This window comes from Polaribacter sp. (assembly GCF_049276715.1).
Lineage (GTDB): Bacteria > Bacteroidota > Bacteroidia > Flavobacteriales > Flavobacteriaceae > Polaribacter.
The window spans coordinates 47,507-71,852 of sequence record NZ_JBASWY010000016.1 but is presented as its reverse complement, the minus strand read 5'-3'; the positions used below and the strand labels follow the sequence as shown (position 1 = coordinate 71,852).

Below are 24,346 nucleotides of genomic sequence, written 5' to 3'. Positions count from 1 at the left end.
GTAGTAAATAAAAAAAACTTTTTATAATTGTTAAACAGAACAGAAAATTCTGTAAATTTAAAACAACTTAAAACGAACAAAATGGGTATTAAAAGCTTTCAAGGAAAAAGAGATACGAATCAACCAAAAGAAGAAGAGCAAATTCTAGTATCTGACTATATGACAACAAATCTAATTACGTTTAAAGCAGAAGATTCTTTAGACCATGTAATTAATTTATTGATAAAACATAAAATTTCTGGAGGACCAGTTGTTAACGACAATAACGAGTTAATTGGTATTATTTCTGAGACAGATTGTATCAAACATATTTCTGAGAGTAAATATTATAATATGCCTGCAGATACTAACAATACTGTAGGTAAATACATGGTTACAGATGTTGATACTATTGATAAAGACATGAACATTTTTGATGCTGCCTTTAAGTTTATTAGTTCGCACAGAAGAAGGTTTCCTGTTTGTGATAATGGTAAATTGATTGGTCAGTTAAGTCAGAAAGATGTTTTAAAAGCTGCAATTAAAGTAAAGGGAAATACTTGGTAGTATAACTTTCGGTATCGTTATTTAACGATTACATCTTTATCTAAATTTTTACGAATTAAAAAAAGGATTATTTTCTTGTAGAAAATAATCCTTTTTTTATAAAAGTTAAATTATTTTGGTTAGTGTTTCACAGCAATAGCCACAATTCCTTGGCTATTTGGTATTTCTTCCCAAGCTGAATATAAGGCAGTTTTCACCCAAATATACATTTTACTGTTTGTACCTACGCCTAAAATGCTACCATCTTTTGCAACAGCAATATCTATAACAAAACCACTGTTAACAATGTTTTTCCAAGAATTTCCATTTCTTATATAAAGCTCTTTATTATTTCCAACACCTAAAATAGTTCCATCATTCATTACAGTAATATCGTTAATCTCTCCACTATTTGGAATAAGTGTCCAAGAACTAGCTAAAGCAGTTTGTGTCCATTTATATAAATTTTTGTTTTTTCCAACTCCTAAAATAGTTCCATCTTTTGCTACAGCAACAGAAAAAACATCTCCACTGTTAGGCACATTTACCCAATTAGAATTTGTTCTGGTGTATAGCTGTTTGTTTTTTCCTATAGCCACAAGAGTCCCATCATTCATTACAGCGATATCAGTAATATCGCCAGTATTGGGTATATGTTTCCATCCAGTGCCTTCCCAAAGATAAAGTTGATCGTTAGTTCCAACTCCGTAAATAGTTCCTTTATCGGTTTCTCCTTTACTAGTTTCACTTTGTCCATAACTAAATGAAAAATTGAATGCAAATAATAAGGTAAAAATAGTTGCGGTTAAAAAACTTCGTGTAATTTTTTTGGTGTTTTTCATCAGATATAATTTTTTGATTTTAATTTTTATGGACTGGATTTTTATAGAATTATAAGTTAATACTTGACATAGCTAAAGTATTAAATTTATTTTTAAGATGATATGTTATAATATTTATTTTGATAATTGTGATATAATCTTTTACAAGATTTTACAAAGAAATATTTTTTGAAAAGATAGTTTAAGTTAGTAAAAGGTAGATTTAATCTTTTTTAATTAATAAGAAAGTCTCATTTTCTAGTGCTAAATAGCCTTCATCATATATGTAAAAATAAGTGTTTCCGGTTTTAGTGGTATATATTGAAGTAAAAAACTGAAAGTCGAAACCATTATCAAATAATTTTCTTCTAGATACTTTCGTTTTACCAGAAACATTTAATTTTGATAAGATTTTGTAATTTTTTCTAAGCCTATTATTTGTGTTTCTAATTAAGTTTTTACTTTCCTTGTTCACGTTATTATTGTAAGCATTTCTGCAATAATCAGAACAGAATTTTTTATCAATTCTTCCAACTACTTTGTCTGAACACTCTAAACAGCTTCTTTCTTTCATTTTTTAAATTTATTAACTTGTTGATTACAAATATATTAAAAATAATTAAACGAATGCATTCATTTACAAACGAAAACAAATGTTTAATAACCAATTTAAATTTGCAAACAGATTCATCTTTGCAGTGTCAAAACGAATTGACGAAACAAAATAATAATTTTTTAAAAACTTATCTTATGAATACGTTAAGAAACACAGTACAGTTAATTGGTAGATTAGGTCAAGATCCTGAAATAGTAACTTTCCAAGATGGAAATAAAATGGCAAAATTTTCTATGGCTACAGACGATAGCTACAAAGACAAAGATGGAAATAAAGTAGAGCGTGCTTATTGGCATAACATAGTTGTAAAAGGAGGTCTTGTAACTGTTGTAGAAAACTATGTAAATAAAGGGCAAGAAATTGCAATTGAGGGCAAATTAACAAATAGATCTTATGACACTAAAGATGGCGAAAAAAGATATGTTACAGAAATACTTTGTAACGAATTATTAATGCTAGGAGGAAAATAACTTGATCTTTTTAATGTTAACATAAGCATTGGAGTGTTTTCCAATGCTTATGTTATTCATTTATTTTCATCAATATTTTGTTAAATAGTAAAAACATTTTTAGTTTTACTCTAACCATAATTTCACAAAACCCAAACCATGCTCTCCTAGCTGCTCTTTTTTGGTTAATTCTGGCCCAATAGAAAATTGAACACTTTCCACCTTCATAATATTGAAAGTTGAGTTGTTTTCATGCTCAAAAAAGTAAGGTAAAAAACTGGGATAAGGTCTAGGTAAAGTAACTGTTTTAACTGGGTTTAAATCGCTTAGGGAGATTTTATAGGTATCCATTTTAGAGTTAATTTCGATAACTTTTCCAAATGAAGAACCGTCTTTTAAAACGAGTGCAATTTGTAATTTTACAGGTTTATTTTGTAAAGATCGCCCATAAAAAACAAGTTCTTTTTTATCTTTTAAATCTATTTTTCTTTCGTTGAATTGTTTGCTTACAAAATGTTTAAAAGAGTAATCGTATATGGGTATTGCATTTAAGTTTTCATTATCAGGAGAAAACAATTGATCTAAGCTCATTTGATATTCTGCCTCATTTTTTTTGTCTGTTGGCACTAATTTAAAAGTACGTTTCCACTGTTTAACTAAAAAATCGGCATCTGTAATAGCGTCAAATAAATAAATAGGATTTGTATTGGCAACCACTGCTATTTTATAAGGTTCACGAGCGTAAAAATCCCAGTCATACAAGTTTCCTTCTTTTCCTGAAGGATATGTTATTTGCTCTTCATCAACTGTTTTTAACACAATATTGTAGTTTATAAAACCTTGTTTTACGTATTCTGATGAAATTTTTGCCACATAATTATAAGGATTTTTTAACTCCATTTTTACATTAAAATACTGGTTATAGCTATTGTAACCAAAAACAGTAACCTCTTTAATTTTTTTATTAGAAACAATTTGAGCCGATAATTCTATCTCTAAGTTTTCAGAAACTTCAACTTTTGCATTGTGTGTATACCAAGTTTTATCTACAGTTGTTTTAGGTGCAAAAAAATCATTTAATTTATGAGTTTTAAAAGCATCCGTCTTTTTCCAGTTTTTGGCTGCTCCATTTTTACCTACAATGTAAGTCCCTGGCTTAATTATAAAAGTTTTATTGTTGGTTGATGTTTTGTAATTTTCACCATCGTTTATTGCCTCTATCTTGAAATTTTCACCTAAATCATTTAAATTAATTGTCATATTATGTTCATCCCATTTTATAACAGCCACCGTTTTTTTTGGACTATTTCTTCCAAAAGGATCGTCAACCCAAACAGCGTCTGGTAAAACTTCTAATCGCCAAATACCAGCATCAATTTTATCTAAGAAGTACGCTCCACAACCATCATATTTTATTACAGAGGAGTTTTTAGAACCTGCAATTTCTTTTAATGAGGCTTGGTTTTTGGGAATTGAATTTGTGCTGTTTGTGTAATAGAATTTTTCATTAGAATTATAAAGAGCTAAATCATTTTCATAATCTATTGTAAAGTTATCAAAGGTTTTATTTAAAGGATATTTTCCAAATTGTTTATACATTGGCACTTCTCTAAAAACTTCCCCAGAAATTTTTAAGCTTAATGCTTTTTGAGGTGTGTATACTAAGTTCATATAATGGGTATTATACTCTGTATTAGCATACGCCATATAAGTTGGATCATATGCAAAATGAGTACCTATTTGAATACCAGCAGTTCTAAAACTTCTTGCCATTGCTGGGTAGATGTAAGATTTTCCAATATCTGCAGCATCAAATTCATAGACTAATTTGGCTCCTTTGTGTTTTTTAATTTGTTCATTAAAAGGGATGTTATAATCATTTACATTTGGTAACATATTACCAGACAATTCTTGCCCATAACCTAAACCAGTTGGGTACCATTGAAAAGTACCACCATTAATTCCTGCCTCAAAATAGGCATCAACAAAATGTACACCATGACTAATATTATAAAAAATAGGTTTTTTTGTGCCTGTTTTGCGCATAGAATTCACCATACTTTCTACAAATTCGGTCACCTTTTTTGCATCTCCACTATGATGTGGTTCATTGCTAACCTCAAAAGCAATTACATTGGGTTCGTTTTTGTAAGCAACTTCTGTATATGGGTTTATATGATTTAAAAATTGATATAAATAATTTTGTTGTGCTTTAATAGCATCTGGGTTGGTTAAAGATTTCCCTTTTCCGTATTTATTTGAAAATCCTGGAGAATTTGAATCTGGTTCTGGCCAACCATTTCCCCAAAAAGCAATGGGAGTTATTACATAATTAATATTATTGTCTTTTAACTTTTTTAGTAAATAATCAAAAGTTTCTAAATGTTGGTTATTAATTAAATTGCCAAGAGTATCACTAATTTCTGTATCCCAAACATGCAGTCTGTACAAATCAAAACCCAATCTTGTAAAGTGATATACATCATTATCAATTGCTTTTTTTACATCAATATTTAATCTTTTTGCAGAGCGATAAGCATGTGCAAAAGGCACAGAATAATTTACCCCAAAACCTTTTACTTCATCATTGGTTTTTTGCCAACGCATAACACCTTTTTTATCAACAAAAACATTATCTGTAGTTTGGTTTTTTTGAGAGTAAATTATTGAGGATATAATGAATGTTAAAAAAAACAACCTTAGCTTTATTGTTTTCATCATTTAAAAGTTTTATTGATATGTTTCAGATTCGCACTAAAAATCCCTTAAAAATAGTCTTATTTGTGTTAAAAACTTCATAAAAAATCTATTTAGAAACAAATCAAAATTTGAATTCTAATTTTTTGTAACTTACAACTTAAATTATTAAACTACTTTCTATGCCAAATTATACATTAAACATCAATGGAAAAGAACGCTCTGTAACTGCAGACGAAGACACACCTTTATTATGGGTTTTAAGAGACGAACTTAATTTGGTAGGAACAAAATTTGGTTGTGGAATTGCACAATGTGGCGCGTGCACAGTGCATATTGATGGTGTAGCAACTAGAAGTTGCCAAATGCAAGTTTCTATGTTAGACGATGTAAAAATAGTAACAATAGAGGGACTGTCTGATGATGGTAAGCATCCAGTACAACAAGCATGGAAAGAAATTGATGTGCCACAATGTGGCTACTGTCAAGCAGGACAAATAATGACAGCATCAGCATTCTTAGCCGAAAACAAAAACCCTTCAGAAGATGAAATAAGACAAGCCATGCATGGTAATATTTGCAGATGTGCATCTTATAACAGAATTGAAAAAGCGGTTAAAGTGGCTGCAGAAAAAATGTCTTAAAACCTACACAAAAATGAAATCTCAAATACATACAAATTTTAGCAGAAGAAACTTTTTAAAAACATCTGTTTTAGCAAGTGGAGGAATGTTAGTTGGCTTCAATTTATTATCTGCATGCAAGCCAGAAGCAGTAATGCCTGTAGATATAAATAACCTAAATTTTAACGATTTTAATGCGTTTATTAAAATTTCTGATGAAGGCTATGTAACAATATTTTCTCCAAATCCAGAAATTGGGCAAGGTGTAAAAACATCCATGCCAATGATAATTGCAGAAGAATTAGATGTAGATTGGAAAATGGTTACTGTCGTGCAAGGAGCTTTAGACACTAAAAATTTTACACGACAAGTTGCAGGTGGAAGTCAATCTATACGCTCTTGCTGGGATGCTTTTCGACAAACAGGAGCAACCACAAAACAAATGCTTATAAATGCTGCTGCAAAAAAATGGAATGTGGTGCCAAGTTCTTGCGAAGCATCAAAAGGAATTATTACAAACGGAAATGGAGATACATTAGGGTATGGAGAAGTAGTAAAAGAAGCAGCGTTGTTACAAGTTCCAGAAAATGTAATACTAAAAGAAAGTAAAGATTATACAATTATTGGGCAAGAAATTGTAAACGTAGATATTGATAAAATTATCACAGGAAAACCTTTATTTGGTTTGGATTATAAAGCAGATGCAATGATAATTGCCTCAGTTTTAAGACCTCCAGCATTTGGCCAGAAACTAGAAAGTTTTGATGACACCAATGCAAAAAATGTAAATGGAGTTTTAGAAGTAATAAAATTCGGAGATAAAGTTGCTGTTTTGGCAAATTCTACTTGGGCAGCCATGAAAGGCAAAAAAGCTTTAACTGCAATATGGACAGATGATAAATTAGAAAGTACAGAAAATCACGAGGAAATTTTAACCAAAATTTTAGATGGTAAAAAATTTAAAACAGAAAGAGAAGATGGTGATATAAAACAGGCTTTTGCAAAAGCAGACAAGGTAATAGAGAGAACATATCATTCGCCTTTTTTACCTCATAATTGTTTGGAACCTATGAATTTTTATGCAAACGTAACTGCAGAAAAGGTACATTTAGTGGGGCCAATTCAAACTCCACAATGGACAGTGAACAGAGTTGCTGAATTATTAAAAAGAAAACCAGAAGAAATTCATTGCGAAATGACAAGAATGGGTGGAGGTTTTGGAAGACGTTTGTATGGCGATTTTGCTTTAGAAGCTGCAGAAATTTCTAGCTTAACTAATAAAGCCATAAAAGTTGTTTTTTCGAGAGAAGATGATATGACTGCTGGAACGTACAGACCTGCTATAAAATACAGAATAAAGGCTGCTTTAAAAGACGGAAAAGTAACAGCTTATCATTTAAAAGAAGCCGCCATTAATGGAAATATGTATGGCTTAATTCCAAACTTTTTTCCTGCAGGTTGTATTCCAAATTATAAAGTAGACACTGGTAGTTATAATAGTAATATAACAACTGGAGCTTGGAGAGCACCTTACACTAACTTTTTAGCCTTTGCTGAACAAAGTTTTTTTGATGAATTAGCAACAGAGTTAGGGATTGATACCATTCAATTACGTTTAGATTTATTGCAAAATGTAAAAAATAATACAGATGAAAAAATAGAATATTCTGGACAAAGAATGGAAGACACTATTAAATTGGTAAGAGAAAAAGCAAATTGGGGCAATTCTAAAGAAGGTGTTTATCAAGGTTTTGCAGCTTATTACAGTCATAATACACACGTTGCAGAAATTGCAGATATTATTTTAAAAGATGGTTTTCCTGTAATTCAGAAAGTTACTGCAGCTGTAGATTGTGGAATTGTTGTAAATCCAACTGGAGCTAGAAACCAAGTAGAAGGTGGAGTTTTAGATGGAATTGGGCATGCAATGTATGCCGATTTTTCTTTCGAAAACGGAAAGCCAAAAGACAAAAACTTTGATACTTATAGGTTAATTAGAATGCAAGAAACACCAAAAGTTGAGGTTCATTTTGTAGAAAATAATTTATCTCCAACTGGTTTAGGAGAACCAGGTTTACCTCCTGCAGGTGGTGCAGTAGCCAATGCAATTAATGCTGCTTTAGGAAATAGAATTTATAGTCAACCTTTTTATAAAGAGCTGAAAAAAAGTATAGTTTTAGGATAATGTAATGCAAGCATTTTTTCTATTTCCAAACTTTAATATTTATAGCACTCCACTATTAATTCTTGTAGTGCAGGGGTTACTATTTGTAAGCTTATTGTTATCTAGATACATCAAAAGAAAAAACATTTCAGATCTTCTTTTGGGACTTATTTTGCTAATTATCTGTTATGAACAGATTTGCTACACCATTGGTTTTATGGGTTGGTATGATGTGTTTAAAAATACAAAAATCAACTACTTTTTAATTGATATGGGCATAGCTATTGCCCCTTTAATTTACTTTTATGTAAAATCGATTACCACTTCAAATTTTAAATTCGACAAAAAAAATTGGTGGCATTTTGCTCCTATTTTTTTATTAATCACTTTTAGATTATCAATTTATATTTATGACAGTTTACAACCAGGTTTTTCTGAAACACAAAATGGTATTCTAAAACTTTCTGTTGATGAAGCCATCGTTTTGCCAATTTTAATGTTTGTAAGTTTTGCCCAAATGTTATTGTATCTAGCATTCACTTTTCAACTTTTCTATAATTACAGAAAACGTATTACTGCCTATTTTTCAAACACTTATAAATTAGAGTTGAATTGGATTTTAAGTTTTCTAATTGTTTTTACTGCTTTATTTTTATACAGTTCTTTGCAAAGTGTTATTGGCAGTTTAATTATAGAATTGAACTACGAGCAACGTTGGTGGCTAAATATTTTTATGGCTTTAGTTGTTTTATTTGTTGGGATAAAAGGATATTTTACAGATACTACAAAATTGAATAAACTATCTTTTAGTTTTTCTCCAAATCCAGAAAGTATCCCTGAAGTAAAAGATGATAAAAAGGAAGCTTCTAAAATAGACATTGATAAAGTTTCAAATTTTATGAAATTAGAAAAACCATACCTAAACCCGGACTTGAATTTATCTGATTTAGCAGATTTATTAGAAATGAATCGTGCAGAATTAAGTAAAATAATCAATACTGGGTTCAATAAAAATTTTAATGATTTTATAAACGAATATAGAGTAAACACTTTCAAAGAAAAGTTAAAAATAGGAGAACACAAACAACTCTCTTTACTTGGCATCGCTTACGATTGTGGCTTTAATAGTAAAGCGACTTTTAATAGAGTTTTTAAAAAACTCACACATACTTCACCATCAGAATTTCTGAATTCCCAAGCAGAATAAGACGTCTCAAAACGTATTTAATACCTTATTATACGTTGTAAGTCGCTCACAGAATAGATAAGTCCCAACTTTGTACCATCGAAAAATTTAAAAATGTATTTTGAGAATTTCTCAACATACTTCTAAACTATCATTCCTGTGTAAACAGGAAACTAATAAATTTTATCTATTATGAAAACAAGAATTTTAAAATTATTAAAAATTATTATTACTCCCGTAATTCAAAAACATTGGTTTGCAGATGTAATTTTTTCAATTCCACGATTTGTTTGTGGCATGCTACTTACTTTAAGCTTCGGCTCAGATAAATTTGGATTGCCATGGTCTAATACTCCAAATTTAGGTTTCTTTGAAGTAGCAGCTTGGTTTCCAAAAGACGTAGCTGAATATGGAGGAATCTTTGCTTTATTCCCTGTTTTCTTTGCTTGGATGGGTGCATTTGCAGAAGCAGTTGGCGGCTTATTTTTAGCTCTAGGTTTAAAAACAAGAATTGCATCCTTTTTAATTATGTGCACAATGTTAGTAGCCATATTTATGCAAAAATGGAATCAAGGAACTTGGGCAATGCTGCCTGCAATGGGTTTTCTATGGGTGTCTTTATATCATCTGTATTTAGGTTCTGGACGTTTTGGAGTCGACTATATAATTTCAAAAAAAATTAAATAAAATGAAAAAAACAATAACAATATTAGCACTTGCAACTATAGTATTATTTAGTTGTGTTCAAAAAGAATTTGATAAAAAAATAACATTGTTTGTAGATACTAATGGATTAGAAAATGTCCAATCTATTGGAGTTAGAGGAGATTTTTTACCAAATAAATGGAGGGAAAATATGGCTTTAACTGATGAAAATAAAGATGGTATTTACGAAATAACATTTAACGAAAAAACAGCAGTTTATGGGATAGACTTCAAGTTTGTAAAAAATGGAAACGAGTTTGAATTATTAGATAAGAATAATAGAAATATTGTATTTGAATACAAACCAGAAACCATTATTTATAAAGCCACATTTAACGATCCAAAATCAGAAATCACTAAAAAATAATAACATGAAAAAATTAATCATAATTGCTTTATTGATAAACGCATCAATAGTTGCACAAGTAAAAGGAAATAAAAACATAGAATCTAGAACTTTTTCAGTTGAAAATTTAGAAGATATTAAAATCAATTTGTACGCAAAAATTATTATTGATTATACAGCAGAAGAAAAAATGACAATCATTACAGATAGTAATTTGTTTGATAAAATTGATACAGAAATTGTTGATGGTAAACTAAATTTAAATCAGTTAGAATGGATTGAATCTTCACAAAAAGTGATTATAAAAATTGGTGCACCCAATTTAAAAAGAATAGAAACTGGTACTCATGAAACTTTGCAAATTGTAAACGTAAACTCAGAAAGTTTAAATATTATGGCAATTGTGGGTAAAGTTGTGGTTTCTGGAAAAGTAGATCAACTAAATATTGGAGCAGAAATTGGTGAGATTGATGCCTCGAATTTAATTGCAGAGAATGCTAGAGTTAATATTTGGGGTAGAGGGAAAGTAATTATTAATGTAGAAAATGAAGTAGATTCTATTCTTAAAAACGATGGAAAGCTAGTACTAACCAATGAACCACTAATTTTAAAAGGAGATACCAAAAAAGCGGTTACAGATTCAAAAAACGAATGGAATTCTAATATTGCATGGATAAATTTTAAGATTAAAAACAACTCATGGAATAGAAATCAGTTTTTTGTAATTGGGCCTAAAAAAGATGGTTCTAAATTTAGTTATGGTTTTCCTATGATGCCAGGTTATACCAGAAAAGAAAATTGGAGTGTGGGTACTAAAGTATACAAAGTAAATAGTTTAGGTTTAAGAGAGCTATTGGTAGAAATAAAGCAAGAGGATAAAGATAAAACTTTAAAATTATTTGAATAAAAAAAGCCGCTTAAAAGCGGCTTTTCTTCTTTTATTTGTCAACTATTTTTTATTGTTGTGCATCTTTAATTGCCTCATTTTTCATTTTATCATTTGGTATAATTGCAACATTAACACGTCTGTTTTTTGCTCTTCCAGTGGCTGTTGTATTATCATATTTTGGTTGTGTCTCTCCATACCAAAGAGTTTCAAATCTAGAATTTGAAATACCATCACTAACTAAATAATTGGTTACAGATTTTGCTCTTTTTTCTGAAAGCATCATATTATAATCATCTTTACCAGTGTTATCTGTATGCCCAACAACCAAAATTTTAGTGTCTTTAAATTCTATAAATATATTCGCTAATTTGTCTAAAGTAACTTTAGATTTAGGGTTTATATCGGCTTTATTCGTATCAAAATAAACCCCACTATTTTCATCAAAAGTAACTACAATACCATCATCTACTCTTTCTACCTCTGCTCCAGGAATTTCAGTTTCAATTTTCTTAGCTTGTTCATCCATTCTTTTCCCAATTAGAACACCTGCTGTTCCTCCTAAAACACCACCAATTACAGCTCCTAATTCACTGTTATTTTTATTCCCAACATTGTTGCCAATTATCGCTCCAAGTATTGCTCCTCCAGCGGCTCCAATTACAGCACCTTTCTGTTTATTATTTGCGTTTTTTGTAGCTTCACAGTTAGTAAATGTGAAAGTAATAGTCAATACTAAAACTGCTAAAAATATATTTTTTGTTAAATTTTTCATCTTTATTATTGTTTTATAAATTTCATGTTAATTAGAAAAAGTTTACCATCTACAGTTAAGTTTTGTTGCCATAACATGGTGTTTTCTGTTAATTCTTTTAATTCTACTTTGTAGCCTATATTGTTTTCATTGTCATCTGGTTTTAGTAAAAAACTGAAATAACCAGTTGCTGCATCTGTTTCTTGAATTACAAAAACAAAATCTCTAATTCCTGCATTGCAGTTTGTTTTTTGAATAGAATAAGTACCTGTGTTATTGTTAGGTATAAATCTCCATTCACTGCCTTCAAAACATTCTTTAGATTCGTCTTGAAATAGTGTTATTTTGTAATTTCCAAGATTACTGTAGTTTACATTTGTTAAAGTCCAATTTCCTTTAATTGTTTTTTCTTTCGACCTTACATTTTTAGAAGCTCCGCAAGAAAATAGCAGCAGCGTAAGTGAAAATATCAATATTTTTTTCATTATATGTATCTTATTTTTAAGTAAAGGTCGAGTAAAAGAGCACAGTAAATTTACTTAAATGATATAATGGTTACTTTATTCGAAATATTAACGTTTTATATAATTTCTATAAATTAAAATTCGCATTATCATGCTTTGATAATGCGAATTTGTAAACTAATATTATATTGGTTTACAATTAGTTAAGTGTAATTAATTTTTCTTCGAAAACAAAGGTTCCATCTTCTGTAACACCTTCTATAAATAGTTTGATATCATTTTTTTGCGGATTGTAAAAGCTGAAGTTTAAGTTACCATTTTCATCAATTTTATTTGCAGGTAACCAATCTATAACTCCGTAATTTTTATAAAACTCACCATTGTAATTTTCGTATTGAGGCACATAAAACTTTTTATCCGAAGAAAAAGAAATAGGAAACTCGAAATCACTTACCACAGTTCTATCTACTCCATATTTATAAGGGTCTGTAAATATTTTAATAGAACCTCCAACACCCATAATAGAGCCTCCAGAAGCATCTAATAGGTTAATTTCTATGTAATCTACAATTTGCATATTAAAACTAAATAGTTGAAAGCTATCCATTACTAGAAAACCATCTAAATAAACAGCAGGTGTGCCTTGGGCAATTCTATTATATGCTCTAAAGGTATTAGTGCTAAAGTCATCTTCTGCTGTAATTCCTGGCTTAAAGTTTAAAAACTGTGCAAGTGTAAAGTTTTTATCTAAATCTGATGGAAAATAAACATTTCCCATAGACTTTCTTTTGATTTCTAATATTCTCTTTTTTTCTAGATTCGCTTTAATAACAACCTCATTTAACACGTCTTTTTTATTTAGCTTTTCGAAAATGGAGAAATCAGTATAATTTTCATCTTCATAATAATCTGGTTTTAATAAAGGTGAATTACCAGTTTTTAGATTTGGCACATCATTTGGGCTGTATTGAATGTAAAGAGATGCAGTTTCAATATTTCCACTTTTATTAATTTTAGATATAAATAGTTTTTCATCGTTTATAGGAAAATAACCTTTTGCATTAAAAGATTTAATTTCTTCAGTAAATTCTAATATTTGAGGTGGTCTATTAGAAAGATTATGGATAAAAAATTTTCTGTTTTTTTCTGTTTTTGGGATATTTACGTTTATAGAAATACCTTTCTCGAATTCATAAATAGGTTTATTATCGTTTGTAAAAATAGAATTCCAATTATAACTGCTCCAACCTTGTGTAATTAGTAAATTATCTAATTCATACATTTTTTCTTCGTTAATATCAGTGAAGTAGTAATTCGCATTTTCGATAGCGCCTTTAATGTAGGGCTGTAAAAGTACTTGAGAAATAATATTTGAATTTTTTTGATACGATTTTGTAGTTGCTGGCAATACAGAAACACTCACATTGTTAAACCCAAGTGTATCTTTTGAATCATATTTTGCAGATAAATACAAGGTGTCTTTTAAGCTCGTTTTTGTAAAATTCTCGCTTTTAATAATTTTTATTTTTTGATGATTAAAAAAAAGCCTTTCTGCAACTGGAGTTTTATCTTCTGTAAAGAGTGTAAAAATAGTAATACCTTTTGATAAATTTTTAAAAGGGATTTTTTTTGTAATTGTCATTTCCTTATCAAAATTAATATCGATATTATTTAAATTTTTGCCATCATGAAAGGTTAATAAATACTTTTTATTTTTTAAAATATCAGAATTTGTAACGACAGAAACTATGGCATTTTCTTTGTTTTGAGCCACTTTTAATAATACACCAGCTTTTTCTACATTCTGAGAAAAAGGGATTTCTAAGTCTTTATTTTTGTATTTTATTTTGGCTTTATAATTGTTTTCAAACTTCGGAATAAAAGAAAACCGACCAATTCCATTTTTATTTACTTGAAAAGAGGTAATGAAATTGTTTTGATCATCATAAATTTTTCCATCAATATTGGCAACACCAAAACCCAAAGTATCTTTTATGGCAACACCAACTGTGTTGATTACATTGTGCAGTAAATGACCACTTTCTGGCAAAAATTGGGCATCTAAATAAAAGTTTGATGCAATTTTTTTATCATTATTTTTTTCTGCACCAATAACTTCAAAATTTTGTGCGTAATAATTATTCTGAGAAAAGTTACGCATCCAATTGGTGTAAGATTTAAAGATGTATGAGCCACTTTTAAGAGAATCAGCAATCATAAAATTGGCATATGCAATTCCGTTTTCTACTTTTACTAATTTTTTAAGTACCACATTATTTTCAGTATCCGTAATTACGCAATATAAATTACTTGTATTGTTGGACAGAACCTTCTTTTTCTTATCAAAAACATAGGCTGTAAAACCCAACATATCACCTTTTACATATTTAGATTTGTTTAAATGGGCATACACAACTTCTTGATAAAGTTTGGTGTAATTGCTGTAAAGAGTATCAATGTTTTTTTGAGCTGTTAAAGAATTTTGAAAGCCCGCAAATATTAAAGTAATTAACAGACAATTTAAATAGATTTTTTTCATAGTTTTTTTGATTTAGATTTGTTGATTTAAATCCAATAATTATGCCAATTTTATGTAAAAAAAACAAAAATTTAAAATTAATTATGAAAAATTAATTGTTTTTTAAGGGATATTAACAAATAAATTTTTTATTTAAAAATAAATTTCTTGCGCCAATCTAAATGTATTTACATGTGCATTTACCACAATATTTACGTCTTTAGAATAGCCACCACCCATAGAGCACATTAGAGGAATTTGCAAATTGTAACAGGTTTGCAAAACAAATCGATCTCGTTCTTTACAGCCTTCTACTGTTAAACTTAACCTACCTAATTTATCAGTTTCTAAAACATCTACACCACATAAATAATAAATAAAATCTGGTTTTTCTTGGTTGATGAGTTTTGGTAAAATGTCTTTTAAAGTTGATAAATACTCTTCATCTTTTGTTCCGTTTTCGAATTCTATATCTAAATCTGATTTTTCTTTTACAAAAGGATAATTTCCTTTTCCATGCATAGAGAATGTAAAAATAGTTGTATCATTTCTAAAAATTTCTGCAGTTCCATTTCCTTGATGTACGTCTAAATCTACAATTAGAATTTTACCAACCAAACCTTTATTTTGTATATATTTCGCCCCAATTGCTTGGTCGTTCAACATGCAAAAAGCTTCGCCTCTGTTAGAAAATGCATGATGAGTTCCACCTGCAATATTCATTGCAATTCCGTTTTTTAAAGCAAATTCACTTGCTTTCATGGTGCCATCTGCAATAATCATTTCTCTTTTAATCAAAACTTCAGAAAGAGGGAAACCGATTTTTCTGGCTTCTTTTTGGTTTAAAGTGATGTTTAATAAATCGAAAAAATAATCAGGTTCATGAACCGTAAAAAAGTGTTTGTTGTTGGGTATTTCTGGAGCAAAGAAATTTTCTGATTTGCAAGTGCCTTCATAAATTAATTGCTGAGGAATGAAATCATATTTAATCATCGGAAAACGATGCCCTTCTTTTAAAGGATGATTATAAATTGGGTGATGAGCAATTTTAAGCATTTGCAAATTTACGCTTTCACAAACTCTTTCTCAATTTCTTCTAAAGATTTTCCTTTGGTTTCTGGCACAATTTTAAGCATGATAAAGAAACCAATTAAGGCCACAAAACCAAATAAGAAAAAAGACATAGCATTGCCTAAATTAGAGAGTTCCCAAGGAAAAATAAGCTGAATAACAAAACTAACTAACGAGTTTACAAAGGCAATAACACCAATTGCCAAACCTCTATATTTTAAAGGATATAATTCAGATAACAACACCCACATTACTGGCCCTAAAGAAAAAGCAAAACAGGCAATAAAACCTAAAATACCAACTAAAACTAAGGTTGCATTTATAGTGGTTGCAGCTTCTAAAATGGCGCCATCATTTTTACTGTAAACCTGATTGCCTAAAATAGATTTTAGTTCGTTTTTAAAATCGACATCAAAAGTATATTCTTTGTTGGCAATTGTATTTAATTTTTCTGAACCCTCAAATTTTAAGGTTTCAATTTTTTCTGAAGATAAATTATAAGTGGCTTGGTTAAAACCATAAGCACACAATAAAAGGCTAAAAGCAATACCAAAAGTACCAATTAATAGCAAAGGTCTTCTGCCCATTTTATCAATTAAATACATAGCAATTATGGTAAAAATAACAGTAACAGAACTTAATAGAATTCCAGAAGAAAACGAAGCATCTGTTCCAATACCTGTTTGTTTAAATATGCTTGTTGCATAAAAATAAACGGCATTAATACCTGTAATTTGTTGCAAAATTCCAACTACTAAACCCACTATAAAAATGAAACGAAGGCTTGGTTTTATTAAATTTTTTAACGAGGAACTATTCGTGTTTTTATCTTGATTTGCATTTTTTTCCATAGATAAAATCTCAATTTCTGCAGAAACTTTTCCATGGATATTGATTAAAACTTTCTTTGCATCATCAATTTTATCATTTAAAAATAACCACCTTGGACTTTTAGGCACAAAAAATAGCGCAACAAAGTAAAACAATGCAGGAATTAGTTCTACACCAAGCATCCATCTCCAAACATTTGCATCTGTTAGAAAACTATTACCTGTTGTATTGTATTTGTTAAAGAAGTAGTTGCTTAAAAAGGCTGCAAAAAAACCTAAAACAATGTTTAGTTGTTGTATAGCCACTAATTTACCTCTGTTTTTTGCTGATGAAACTTCTGCAATATACATAGGTGCTAAAACTAAAGCTGCACCAAAAGCCAAACCACCAATCATTCTAGCGATGTAAAGCATTTCATAAGAGTTGGCATACGCAGACAAAAGAGCAGAAATTGCGTACAGAAATGCTACATAAATTAGAATCTTTTTTCTACCAATTTTATCACTTAATTTACCCGAAAAAAGCATGGCAATCATTGCTGCAAAAGAAGGTGAACTAACCACCCAACCAGATTGAATATCATCTAAATTAAATTCTGGACCTGCATAAGACATGACTCCAGAAATAATACCAGCATCAAACCCAAATAAAAAACCACCAAGTGAAACTACGAATGCAATAAATACTAATTTTTTTGACATAATTTACAGATCAATTTAAGTTTGAAAGGGTAAAGTAGTAAAAAATAGTTTACAAGTAAGAATTAAAACTTTTTTGATTAACTAATTTCCTGTCCGTTTTTAACTTTCTTTTCTGGTTCTACAAAAGCCAATTTTCCATCGGGTGTATCTGTCATTAAAATCATTCCTTGGCTTTCTACACCTCTAATTTTTCTAGGTGCTAAATTTACCAAAACAGAAACTTGTTGCCCTATAATTTCTTCTGGAGAAAAACTTTCTGCAATTCCAGAAACAATGGTTCTAACATCTATTCCTACATCTACTTTTAGTTTTAAGAGCTTTTTAGTTTTGGCAACTTTTTCTGCTTCTAAAATAGTTCCAATTCTAATGTCTAGTTTTGTAAAATCATCAAATTCTATGATTTCTTTTTGAGGGGAAACCACTTTCTTTTCTTGCTCATTCGCAATTTTTGTAGCTTCTAATTTATCAATTTGGGCAGTAATTGTGCTGTCTTCAATTTTAGAAAACAACAATTCTGCTTGATTTATTTGATGATTTGCTGGAATTAAAACATCCTTTTTTGCAACATTGTTCCAAGAGTTCTCGATAAAATTCTCCTGAGTCGAATCGCTCCACCTTACATTTAAAATTTCCTTCAATTTATCTGAAGTAAAAGGTAAAAAAGGTTCAGATAAAATTGCTAAGGCTGCCGAGATTTGAATCGCTACAAATAGTATTGTTTTTACGCGTTCTTCATCAACTTTTATTACTTTCCAAGGTTCTTCATCTGCTAAATACTTGTTTCCAAGTCTTGCTAAATTCATTAATTCTTGACTAGCTTCTCTAAATCTGTATCTTTCTATGGATGATGAAATAATTGCTGGAAATTCTTTTACAGCTGCTAAAACCTCTTTATCTATTTCTGAAAAATCGTAAGGTTTAGCAACAATTCCATTGTAATATTTATTAGTTAAAACTACAACTCTATTGATGAAATTACCAAAAATAGCAACCAATTCGTTGTTGTTTTTTGCCTGAAAATCTTTCCACGTAAAATCGTTGTCTTTGCTTTCTGGTGCGTTTGCTGTTAATGTGTAACGCAAAACATCTTGCTGATTTGGAAATTCTTCCAAATATTCGTGCAACCAAACTGCCCAATTTTTAGAAGTCGATAATTTGTTTCCTTCTAAATTTAAAAATTCATTTGCAGGTACATTGTCTGGTAAAATATAATTTCCATGTGCTTTTAACATGGCAGGGAAAATAATACAGTGAAAAACAATATTATCTTTCCCTATAAAATGAACCAATTTGGTATCGTCTTTTTTCCAATAATCTTCCCAATTTTTACCTTCTCTTTCTGCCCATTCTTTGGTAGAAGAAATGTATCCAATAGGCGCATCAAACCAAACATATAACACTTTTCCTTCAGCATCTTTTAAAGGAACAGGAATTCCCCAATCTAAATCTCTGGTAACTGCTCTTGGACGTAAACCATCGTCTATCCAACTTTTTACTTGTCCGTAAACATTTGGTTTCCAGTCGTTTTTATGACCTTCTAAAATCCATTCTCGTAAAAAAGCTTCGTGTTTATCTAAAGGTAAAAACCAGTGTTTGGTTTCTTTTATGGTTGGCACATTGCCTGTAATTGCAGATTTTGGATTGATTAAATCAGTGGCATTATGACTTGTACCACAGTTTTCACATTGGTCTCCATAACTTTCTTCATTTCCGCATTTTGGACAAGTTCCAACAACAAATCTATCAGCTAAAAATTGATCTGCTTCTGCATCATACAATTGTGCTGAAATTTCTTCTACAAACTCACCATCATTGTACAATTTTGTAAAAAAATCTGATGCTGTTTTATGATGAATTTCTGCTGACGTTCTAGAATAATTATCGAAAGAAATTCCAAAATCTTCGAAAGATTTTTTAATGATTGTGTGGTATTTATCAATAATATTTTGTGGAGAAACACCTTCTTTTTTTGCTCTCATTGGTATTGCAACACCATGTTCATCTGAACCAGAAATAAAAGCAACATCTTTACCAGTTAAGCGTAAATAACGTGCATAAATATCGGCTGGCACATAAACACCTGCTAAATGCCCAATATGAATGGGGCCATTTGTATAAGGTAAAGCTGCAGTAATTGTATATCTTTTTGGAGCACTCATAGTGTTTCTCTAAATTTTTGGACTGATTTTTGAAGTGCAAAAGTACAAAAAGGAATTTTTTAAAACCATTGAAAATAAATACATTTACAGTAAAATTGATTCTGTATTATGAGAAGGGAAAAAGCTATTATTTTGAAAAAATTAAATTTATTCTTATTTTTTTTATTGATGTTTATTTCATCAATTAAAGCCCAAGACAAATTAAGAACTCCACCATATTTAAAAGCTGGAGATACCATTGCAATTGTTGCACCTGCAGGAATTTTAAAAAACAGAATAGCAACTATAGAAAAAGCAAAACAGTTAGCTGAAAGCTGGGGGTTAAAGGTGGTTTTGGGGAAAAACATTTATAACCAAAACAATCATTTTGCAGGTACAGATGATGAACGTTGTAAAGATTTTCAAAATGCTTTAGATCAGCCAAACATTAAAGCTATTTGGGCTGCAAGAGGAGGTTATGGATCCGTAAGAATTTTAGATAAATTAGATTTTACCAAGTTTAAACAAAAGCCAAAATGGGTAATTGGGTATTCTGATATTACTGCTTTTCACAATCACATTCATAATTTAGGTGTAGAAACCATTCATGGAATGATGGCAACAAGTTTAGAGGAAAAACCAGAAGAAATTATAGAAACCATATCCTCTTTTAAAAAAGCACTTTTTGGCGAGGAAATTTTTTACACAATTCCAACATCAAAATATAACAGAACTTTGTCATCTAAAGAAATTGAAGGTCAATTAGTTGGTGGAAATTTAGCAATTTTAACATCTATGTTAGGTTCTAAAAGTCAGTTAAACACTCAAAACAAAATTCTTTTTATTGAAGAAATAGGGGAGTATAAATATTCTATTGATAGAATGTTGCAAAGTTTAAAAAGAGCTGGTTATTTTAACAATGTAAAAGCAGTTATTGTAGGTAATATGTCTTTAATAAAAAAGAACTCTACAAGTTGGGGAAGTTCTATTGAAGAGCTAATTTTAGGGGTTGTTCCTAAAGATATTCCTGTTTTATTTGATTTTCCTGCAGGTCATGAGGCAGATAATAGGGCTTTGATTTTTGGGAGAAAAATCGCATTAAAAGTTGATAAAGAAAAATATAAAGTTATTTTTCACTAACTTTTAAACGGTATAACTTTCTACTTTACAACTTTAAAACAGATGGCAGATCACAACGAATTAGGTAAAAAAGGAGAACAATTGGCTATCGATTTTTTACTAAAAAACGATTACAAAATCCTTGAAAAAAACTACAGATATTTAAAAGCTGAAGTAGATATTATTGCTCAAAAAGGAGAGCTTTTAGCAGCTATTGAAGTAAAAACAAGAACATCTGCCTATTTTGGAAATCCAGAAGAATTTGTAAATCCGAAGAAAATAAAACTACTTATTTCTGCTATAGACAATTATGTGGTTGAAAGAGATTTAGATGTTGAGGTTCGTTTTGATATTATTGCCATTATCCAAAATAAAAAACAAACCAAAATCGAACATTTAGAAGATGCTTTTTTGCATTTTTAAAACTACATTTTATCCAAAAAATCCTTTACATCCTTAATTTCATTGGGTTTTGCAATAATTTGCTTTTTCTTATCTAAAACAAAATAACTTGGTGTGGAATTTATTTGATAGGTTCTTGCTGTTTTATTTTCCCATTTCTTTAAACCTAAAACATTATGCCAACCACTTAAATTTGTTTTTTGATAAGTTTCCCAAACAAAAGCATCATTTTCTAAGGCAAATGCAATTACTTTTATATTTGGTTTGTTTGCCATGTAAGTGTGCAATTCAGGAATTTCTCTTAAACAATGAGAGCAACTTGTGCTCCAAAAAACCAAAACATAATTTTCAGCATCATTTAAAGTAGAAAGTTTTAGGGTTTTACCATTTTCTTGCCAAGAAAAATCGGGTGCAATTCTGCCAACTTCAGTTGCAAACAAAGCCATTTTTTCTTCTTTAAATTTCTGGTCTTGTATGCTTATTGGAAGCTTGCTGTAATGATTTTCAAACAGATAATCTATAATTTCTAAATTTTTAGAAGCTTCAAATTGTTCTATTATAAATTGAATGATGTCTCTCTTATAAGCATCACTTTTAATTTTAGAAAGCACAGTTTCTATAGATGTTTTGTAGAGTTCTTGCTGTTCTTTTAAATCATCAGAATAATTAATGTAGAATATATAATCTAAAATTCTATTGGTTAAAAATGATGAATTAATGAGTTTTTCATTCGAAAAATCTAATCTATCGAAAAAAGTGTTTTTCATTTGAAATAGATAGTCATCCACAGAAGTTATTAATTTTTCAGAATTTTTTCTTGGGCTCGCTTTTATAAACGGCTCCACATATTTGTTTACCCCCTCTTTTTCAAATTGAGTTTGAATGGCCTTAAAATTGATATATGCTTTTTGATAATCATCTTTTAAATTCAAATTATTATTCTGTAAAACAGCCACTTGAATGGAATCTAGTTTTTGCTGAGCATTAGAACTTTGATTTATATAATTACTGTATAAAATATTTTCTGACGATTCTGTAAAAGCAATGGACTCTTGAGGATAATCTGGATTAAAAATAAAAGAAATATCTTCTTTGTTGTAAAAAAAGTCAACAAATCCAGCACCTTCCAATCTGTAAGTTGCTCTGTAACTGCCTGATTTTGCTGATGAAGGTAATTTTATTTCGAAACTTCTTACAGCTTGATTTACTCCACCAATTGAAAGGGAATCTGTTTTTAGAGTTGTATTATTTACAAAAGCTTGTTTCGTACCTTCAATTTTATATATAATAACCCAATCACTTTCAATTTTTGGACTCATAAAACCTTTTATGGTATGCTGAGCGTATGTAATTGAAGCAAATAAGAGTAAAAAAGGGAGTATTTTTTTTATCATTTTTCGATGCATTTTATTCTTTTAATATTCTTTTTCAAGAAGTATTCCAAAAATACTATTTCTCTATTAAAATAGGTATATTTAACGTTAAATTAAATAATTATGCCTTTTTCTGATAAAATTGTATGGATTACTGGTGCTTCTTCTGGAATTGGAAAGGCATTAGCAATTGAATTATCGAACCAAGATGCCAAGTTGATTTTATCTTCTAGAAAAAAAGATGATTTAGAATTGGTTAAGAATGCGTGCAAAAATTCTGCAAATGTAAAAATCATCACTTTAGATTTGGAAAATTATACCAATTTACAATCGACAGCAGATGAAGCGATTGCTGCTTTTGGCAAAGTGGATATTTTGGTAAATAATGGAGGAATTAGCCAACGTTCTTTGGTAAAAGACACTCACATTTCTGTGGATAAGCGAATTATGGATATCAATTATCTAGGAACTATTGCCCTAACAAAAGCAATTTTACCCCATTTTATAAAAAATAAAACCGGACATTTTGTGGTAACTACTAGTATTGTTGGTAAAATAGGAACTCCTTTACGATCCAGTTATGCAGCAAGTAAACATGCTTTACATGGTTTTTTTGATAGTTTACGCACAGAAAATCATCAAAATAATATTGCAGTAACCTTAATTTGTCCTGGTTTTGTATACACCAACGTTTCTAAAAATGCCTTAACTGGAAATGGAACTCCACAACAAAAAATGGATGTTGCCACAGAAAACGGAATTCAGCCAGAACGTTTTGCAAAACTAATGGCAAAGGCCATTAAACAAAGGAAAGAAGAAATTTATATTTCTGGTGTAAAAGAGAAATTTGGGGTGTATGTTAAACGCTTTTTTCCAAAAATATTTTCTATAATGATTCGTAAAATGAGTGTAACTTAATTTAAAAAATTATCTAGAGATGTTCTCTAGATTTCAACTAAAAGTGTCATTCTTGTGAAAACAGGAATCTAAAAATATTCTAAACTTTCAAAATAAGCAACAATAGCTTCTTTCATTAAAACGGTTTGTTCACCAGGTTTTAAGTTGGGTAATTCTGTAAGTGTTTTGTAATGTGGCCAGCCATCATCATCAAAAAAATCGAACTCGTAATAACCATAAGGTTCTAGCATTTTGCAAATGGCAATGTGCATGAGGTTCATTTTTTCGTCTTTTTTAAAAGTTCGATGACCTTGCCCTAATTCTTGCACACCAATTAAATAGATAATTCCATCTACATTTAGTTCATCTCCTTCAGAAAAATCATTTGTTAATTTGGTAACCAAATAATCCCATTTCTCTTTTAAGCTGCTCAATTTTTCCATACAACGATTTAAAAAAGTAAAGATACAATGTCAATTTTTAATTTGTAAAAAAAGGATGTAGATTTACAAAAATTATTTATGATGAATGTTATCGACATTATAATTGCTGCAATATTAATTTTTGCTGCAATAAGAGGTTTTATAACAGGCCTATTCTCTTCTGTGGCATCTTTAGTGGCTATTATTGCTGGTGTATTTTGTGCCATTCATTTTTCTTATTATGTAGAAAACATGTTGTTTGATTCAGTTTTAGAATGGTCAAGTAAAACCTACAAAATTGTGGCATTTGGTGTTACGTTTTTAGTTGTGGTACTTGCTATTATTTTTATAGGAAAATTACTTACTAAACTTGCTGATATTACAGCTTTAGGTTTGTTAAACAAAATTTTAGGTGCAATTTTTGGTGCCCTAAAATGGTCTTTAATATTAAGTGTTATATTTTTACTTTTTGATAAGTTTAATAAAACCATACCATTTGTAGAGAAGAAAACATTGGATGAATCTGTACTTTACAGCCCAGTAAAATCTATAATTCCTACCTTATTTCCTTCTATTATGGATAAAGAAAATCCTTCTTTAAAGTTTATTTAACAGTATTCTCTTTTAATATTGTGTAA

Annotated in this window: 23 protein-coding genes; 12 read left to right on the top strand and 11 right to left on the bottom strand. The window is 29.7% G+C overall.

Annotated features, from left to right (window positions below):
- Positions 1 to 81: 81 nt before the first annotated feature.
- The gene (locus WAO74_RS04385) at positions 82 to 546 is read left to right on the top strand and encodes a CBS domain-containing protein (protein ID WP_422159952.1); all 465 of its coding nucleotides are present in this window, start codon (positions 82 to 84) and stop codon (positions 544 to 546) included.
- Between the two features lie 119 nt (positions 547 to 665).
- Here WAO74_RS04385 and WAO74_RS04380 read toward each other — a convergent pair whose 3' ends face one another.
- Both WAO74_RS04380 and WAO74_RS04375 read right to left on the bottom strand, forming a co-directional pair.
- Positions 666 to 1,367, bottom strand: coding sequence for a tectonin domain-containing protein (locus WAO74_RS04380; protein ID WP_422159951.1), 702 nt, complete (start codon positions 1,365 to 1,367; stop codon positions 666 to 668).
- A 202-nt stretch (positions 1,368 to 1,569) separates the two neighbouring features.
- Positions 1,570 to 1,920: a hypothetical protein gene (locus WAO74_RS04375; RefSeq protein ID WP_422159950.1), complete on the bottom strand. Its 351-nt coding sequence runs from the start codon at positions 1,918 to 1,920 to the stop codon at positions 1,570 to 1,572.
- Between the two features lie 176 nt (positions 1,921 to 2,096).
- On the opposite strand from WAO74_RS04375, the gene WAO74_RS04370 reads away from it, so the two are divergent.
- Complete coding sequence (locus WAO74_RS04370; protein ID WP_422159949.1) at positions 2,097 to 2,432, top strand: single-stranded DNA-binding protein; 336 nt, start codon at positions 2,097 to 2,099, stop codon at positions 2,430 to 2,432.
- 105 nt (positions 2,433 to 2,537) lie between these two features.
- On the opposite strand, the gene WAO74_RS04365 is transcribed toward WAO74_RS04370, so the two are convergent.
- Entirely contained in the window at positions 2,538 to 5,132 is a 2,595-nt protein-coding gene (locus WAO74_RS04365; RefSeq protein ID WP_422159948.1) for a hypothetical protein, read from the bottom strand.
- A 158-nt stretch (positions 5,133 to 5,290) separates the two neighbouring features.
- Here WAO74_RS04365 and WAO74_RS04360 point away from each other — a divergent pair, with 158 nt between their 5' ends.
- The 6 genes from WAO74_RS04360 to WAO74_RS04335 all read left to right on the top strand — a co-directional run bounded on the left by WAO74_RS04360 (position 5,291) and on the right by WAO74_RS04335 (position 11,039).
- Complete coding sequence (locus WAO74_RS04360) at positions 5,291 to 5,752, top strand: (2Fe-2S)-binding protein (RefSeq protein ID WP_422159947.1); 462 nt, start codon at positions 5,291 to 5,293, stop codon at positions 5,750 to 5,752.
- 13 nt (positions 5,753 to 5,765) lie between these two features.
- Complete coding sequence (locus WAO74_RS04355; RefSeq protein ID WP_422159946.1) at positions 5,766 to 7,916, top strand: molybdopterin cofactor-binding domain-containing protein; 2,151 nt, start codon at positions 5,766 to 5,768, stop codon at positions 7,914 to 7,916.
- A 196-nt stretch (positions 7,917 to 8,112) separates the two neighbouring features.
- Positions 8,113 to 9,102: a helix-turn-helix domain-containing protein gene (locus WAO74_RS04350; protein ID WP_422159945.1), complete on the top strand. Its 990-nt coding sequence runs from the start codon at positions 8,113 to 8,115 to the stop codon at positions 9,100 to 9,102.
- A 171-nt stretch (positions 9,103 to 9,273) separates the two neighbouring features.
- A complete protein-coding gene (locus tag WAO74_RS04345) occupies positions 9,274 to 9,768 on the top strand; it encodes a DoxX family protein (protein ID WP_422159944.1) in 495 nt (164 codons plus the stop codon).
- Between the two features lies 1 nt (position 9,769).
- A complete protein-coding gene (locus WAO74_RS04340) occupies positions 9,770 to 10,153 on the top strand; it encodes a hypothetical protein (RefSeq protein ID WP_422159943.1) in 384 nt (127 codons plus the stop codon).
- A gap of 4 nt (positions 10,154 to 10,157) precedes the next feature.
- Positions 10,158 to 11,039, top strand: a complete 882-nt coding sequence (locus WAO74_RS04335; protein ID WP_422159942.1) for a GIN domain-containing protein — start codon at positions 10,158 to 10,160, stop codon at positions 11,037 to 11,039.
- Between the two features lie 49 nt (positions 11,040 to 11,088).
- Here WAO74_RS04335 and WAO74_RS04330 read toward each other — a convergent pair whose 3' ends face one another.
- The 6 genes from WAO74_RS04330 to metG all read right to left on the bottom strand — a co-directional run bounded on the left by WAO74_RS04330 (position 11,089) and on the right by metG (position 19,516).
- Positions 11,089 to 11,793, bottom strand: coding sequence for an OmpA family protein (locus WAO74_RS04330; protein ID WP_422159941.1), 705 nt, complete (start codon positions 11,791 to 11,793; stop codon positions 11,089 to 11,091).
- Between the two features lie 5 nt (positions 11,794 to 11,798).
- Complete coding sequence (locus WAO74_RS04325; RefSeq protein ID WP_422159940.1) at positions 11,799 to 12,257, bottom strand: lipocalin family protein; 459 nt, start codon at positions 12,255 to 12,257, stop codon at positions 11,799 to 11,801.
- 178 nt (positions 12,258 to 12,435) lie between these two features.
- Positions 12,436 to 14,775, bottom strand: coding sequence for a hypothetical protein (locus WAO74_RS04320; RefSeq protein ID WP_422159939.1), 2,340 nt, complete (start codon positions 14,773 to 14,775; stop codon positions 12,436 to 12,438).
- Positions 14,776 to 14,907: 132 nt separating this feature from the next.
- Positions 14,908 to 15,810: a histone deacetylase gene (locus tag WAO74_RS04315; protein ID WP_422159938.1), complete on the bottom strand. Its 903-nt coding sequence runs from the start codon at positions 15,808 to 15,810 to the stop codon at positions 14,908 to 14,910.
- Positions 15,811 to 15,818: 8 nt separating this feature from the next.
- On the bottom strand, positions 15,819 to 17,357 hold the full coding sequence (locus WAO74_RS04310) for a sugar porter family MFS transporter (protein WP_422159937.1): 1,539 nt from the start codon (positions 17,355 to 17,357) through the stop codon (positions 15,819 to 15,821).
- Between the two features lie 77 nt (positions 17,358 to 17,434).
- Positions 17,435 to 19,516 (bottom strand): methionine--tRNA ligase, encoded by a 2,082-nt coding sequence (metG, locus tag WAO74_RS04305; protein ID WP_422159936.1) that lies wholly within the window; start codon positions 19,514 to 19,516, stop codon positions 17,435 to 17,437.
- Positions 19,517 to 19,684: 168 nt separating this feature from the next.
- Between metG and WAO74_RS04300 the strand changes: the two genes are divergently transcribed.
- Positions 19,685 to 20,635: a S66 peptidase family protein gene (locus tag WAO74_RS04300; RefSeq protein WP_422160056.1), complete on the top strand. Its 951-nt coding sequence runs from the start codon at positions 19,685 to 19,687 to the stop codon at positions 20,633 to 20,635.
- 42 nt (positions 20,636 to 20,677) lie between these two features.
- Complete coding sequence (locus tag WAO74_RS04295) at positions 20,678 to 21,037, top strand: YraN family protein (RefSeq protein WP_422159935.1); 360 nt, start codon at positions 20,678 to 20,680, stop codon at positions 21,035 to 21,037.
- 2 nt (positions 21,038 to 21,039) lie between these two features.
- Here WAO74_RS04295 and WAO74_RS04290 read toward each other — a convergent pair whose 3' ends face one another.
- Complete coding sequence (locus WAO74_RS04290) at positions 21,040 to 22,410, bottom strand: TlpA family protein disulfide reductase (RefSeq protein ID WP_422159934.1); 1,371 nt, start codon at positions 22,408 to 22,410, stop codon at positions 21,040 to 21,042.
- Positions 22,411 to 22,512: 102 nt separating this feature from the next.
- Between WAO74_RS04290 and WAO74_RS04285 the strand changes: the two genes are divergently transcribed.
- Positions 22,513 to 23,307, top strand: coding sequence for an SDR family oxidoreductase (locus tag WAO74_RS04285; protein WP_422159933.1), 795 nt, complete (start codon positions 22,513 to 22,515; stop codon positions 23,305 to 23,307).
- 68 nt (positions 23,308 to 23,375) lie between these two features.
- Here the strand turns inward: WAO74_RS04285 and WAO74_RS04280 are convergent, their stop codons facing one another.
- Positions 23,376 to 23,729 carry a hypothetical protein gene (locus WAO74_RS04280; protein ID WP_422159932.1) on the bottom strand — a complete coding sequence of 118 codons (354 nt, stop codon included), beginning with the start codon at positions 23,727 to 23,729 and terminating at the stop codon, positions 23,376 to 23,378.
- Positions 23,730 to 23,807: 78 nt separating this feature from the next.
- Here WAO74_RS04280 and WAO74_RS04275 point away from each other — a divergent pair, with 78 nt between their 5' ends.
- Positions 23,808 to 24,320 (top strand): CvpA family protein, encoded by a 513-nt coding sequence (locus tag WAO74_RS04275; RefSeq protein ID WP_422159931.1) that lies wholly within the window; start codon positions 23,808 to 23,810, stop codon positions 24,318 to 24,320.
- Positions 24,321 to 24,346: the final 26 nt, after the last annotated feature.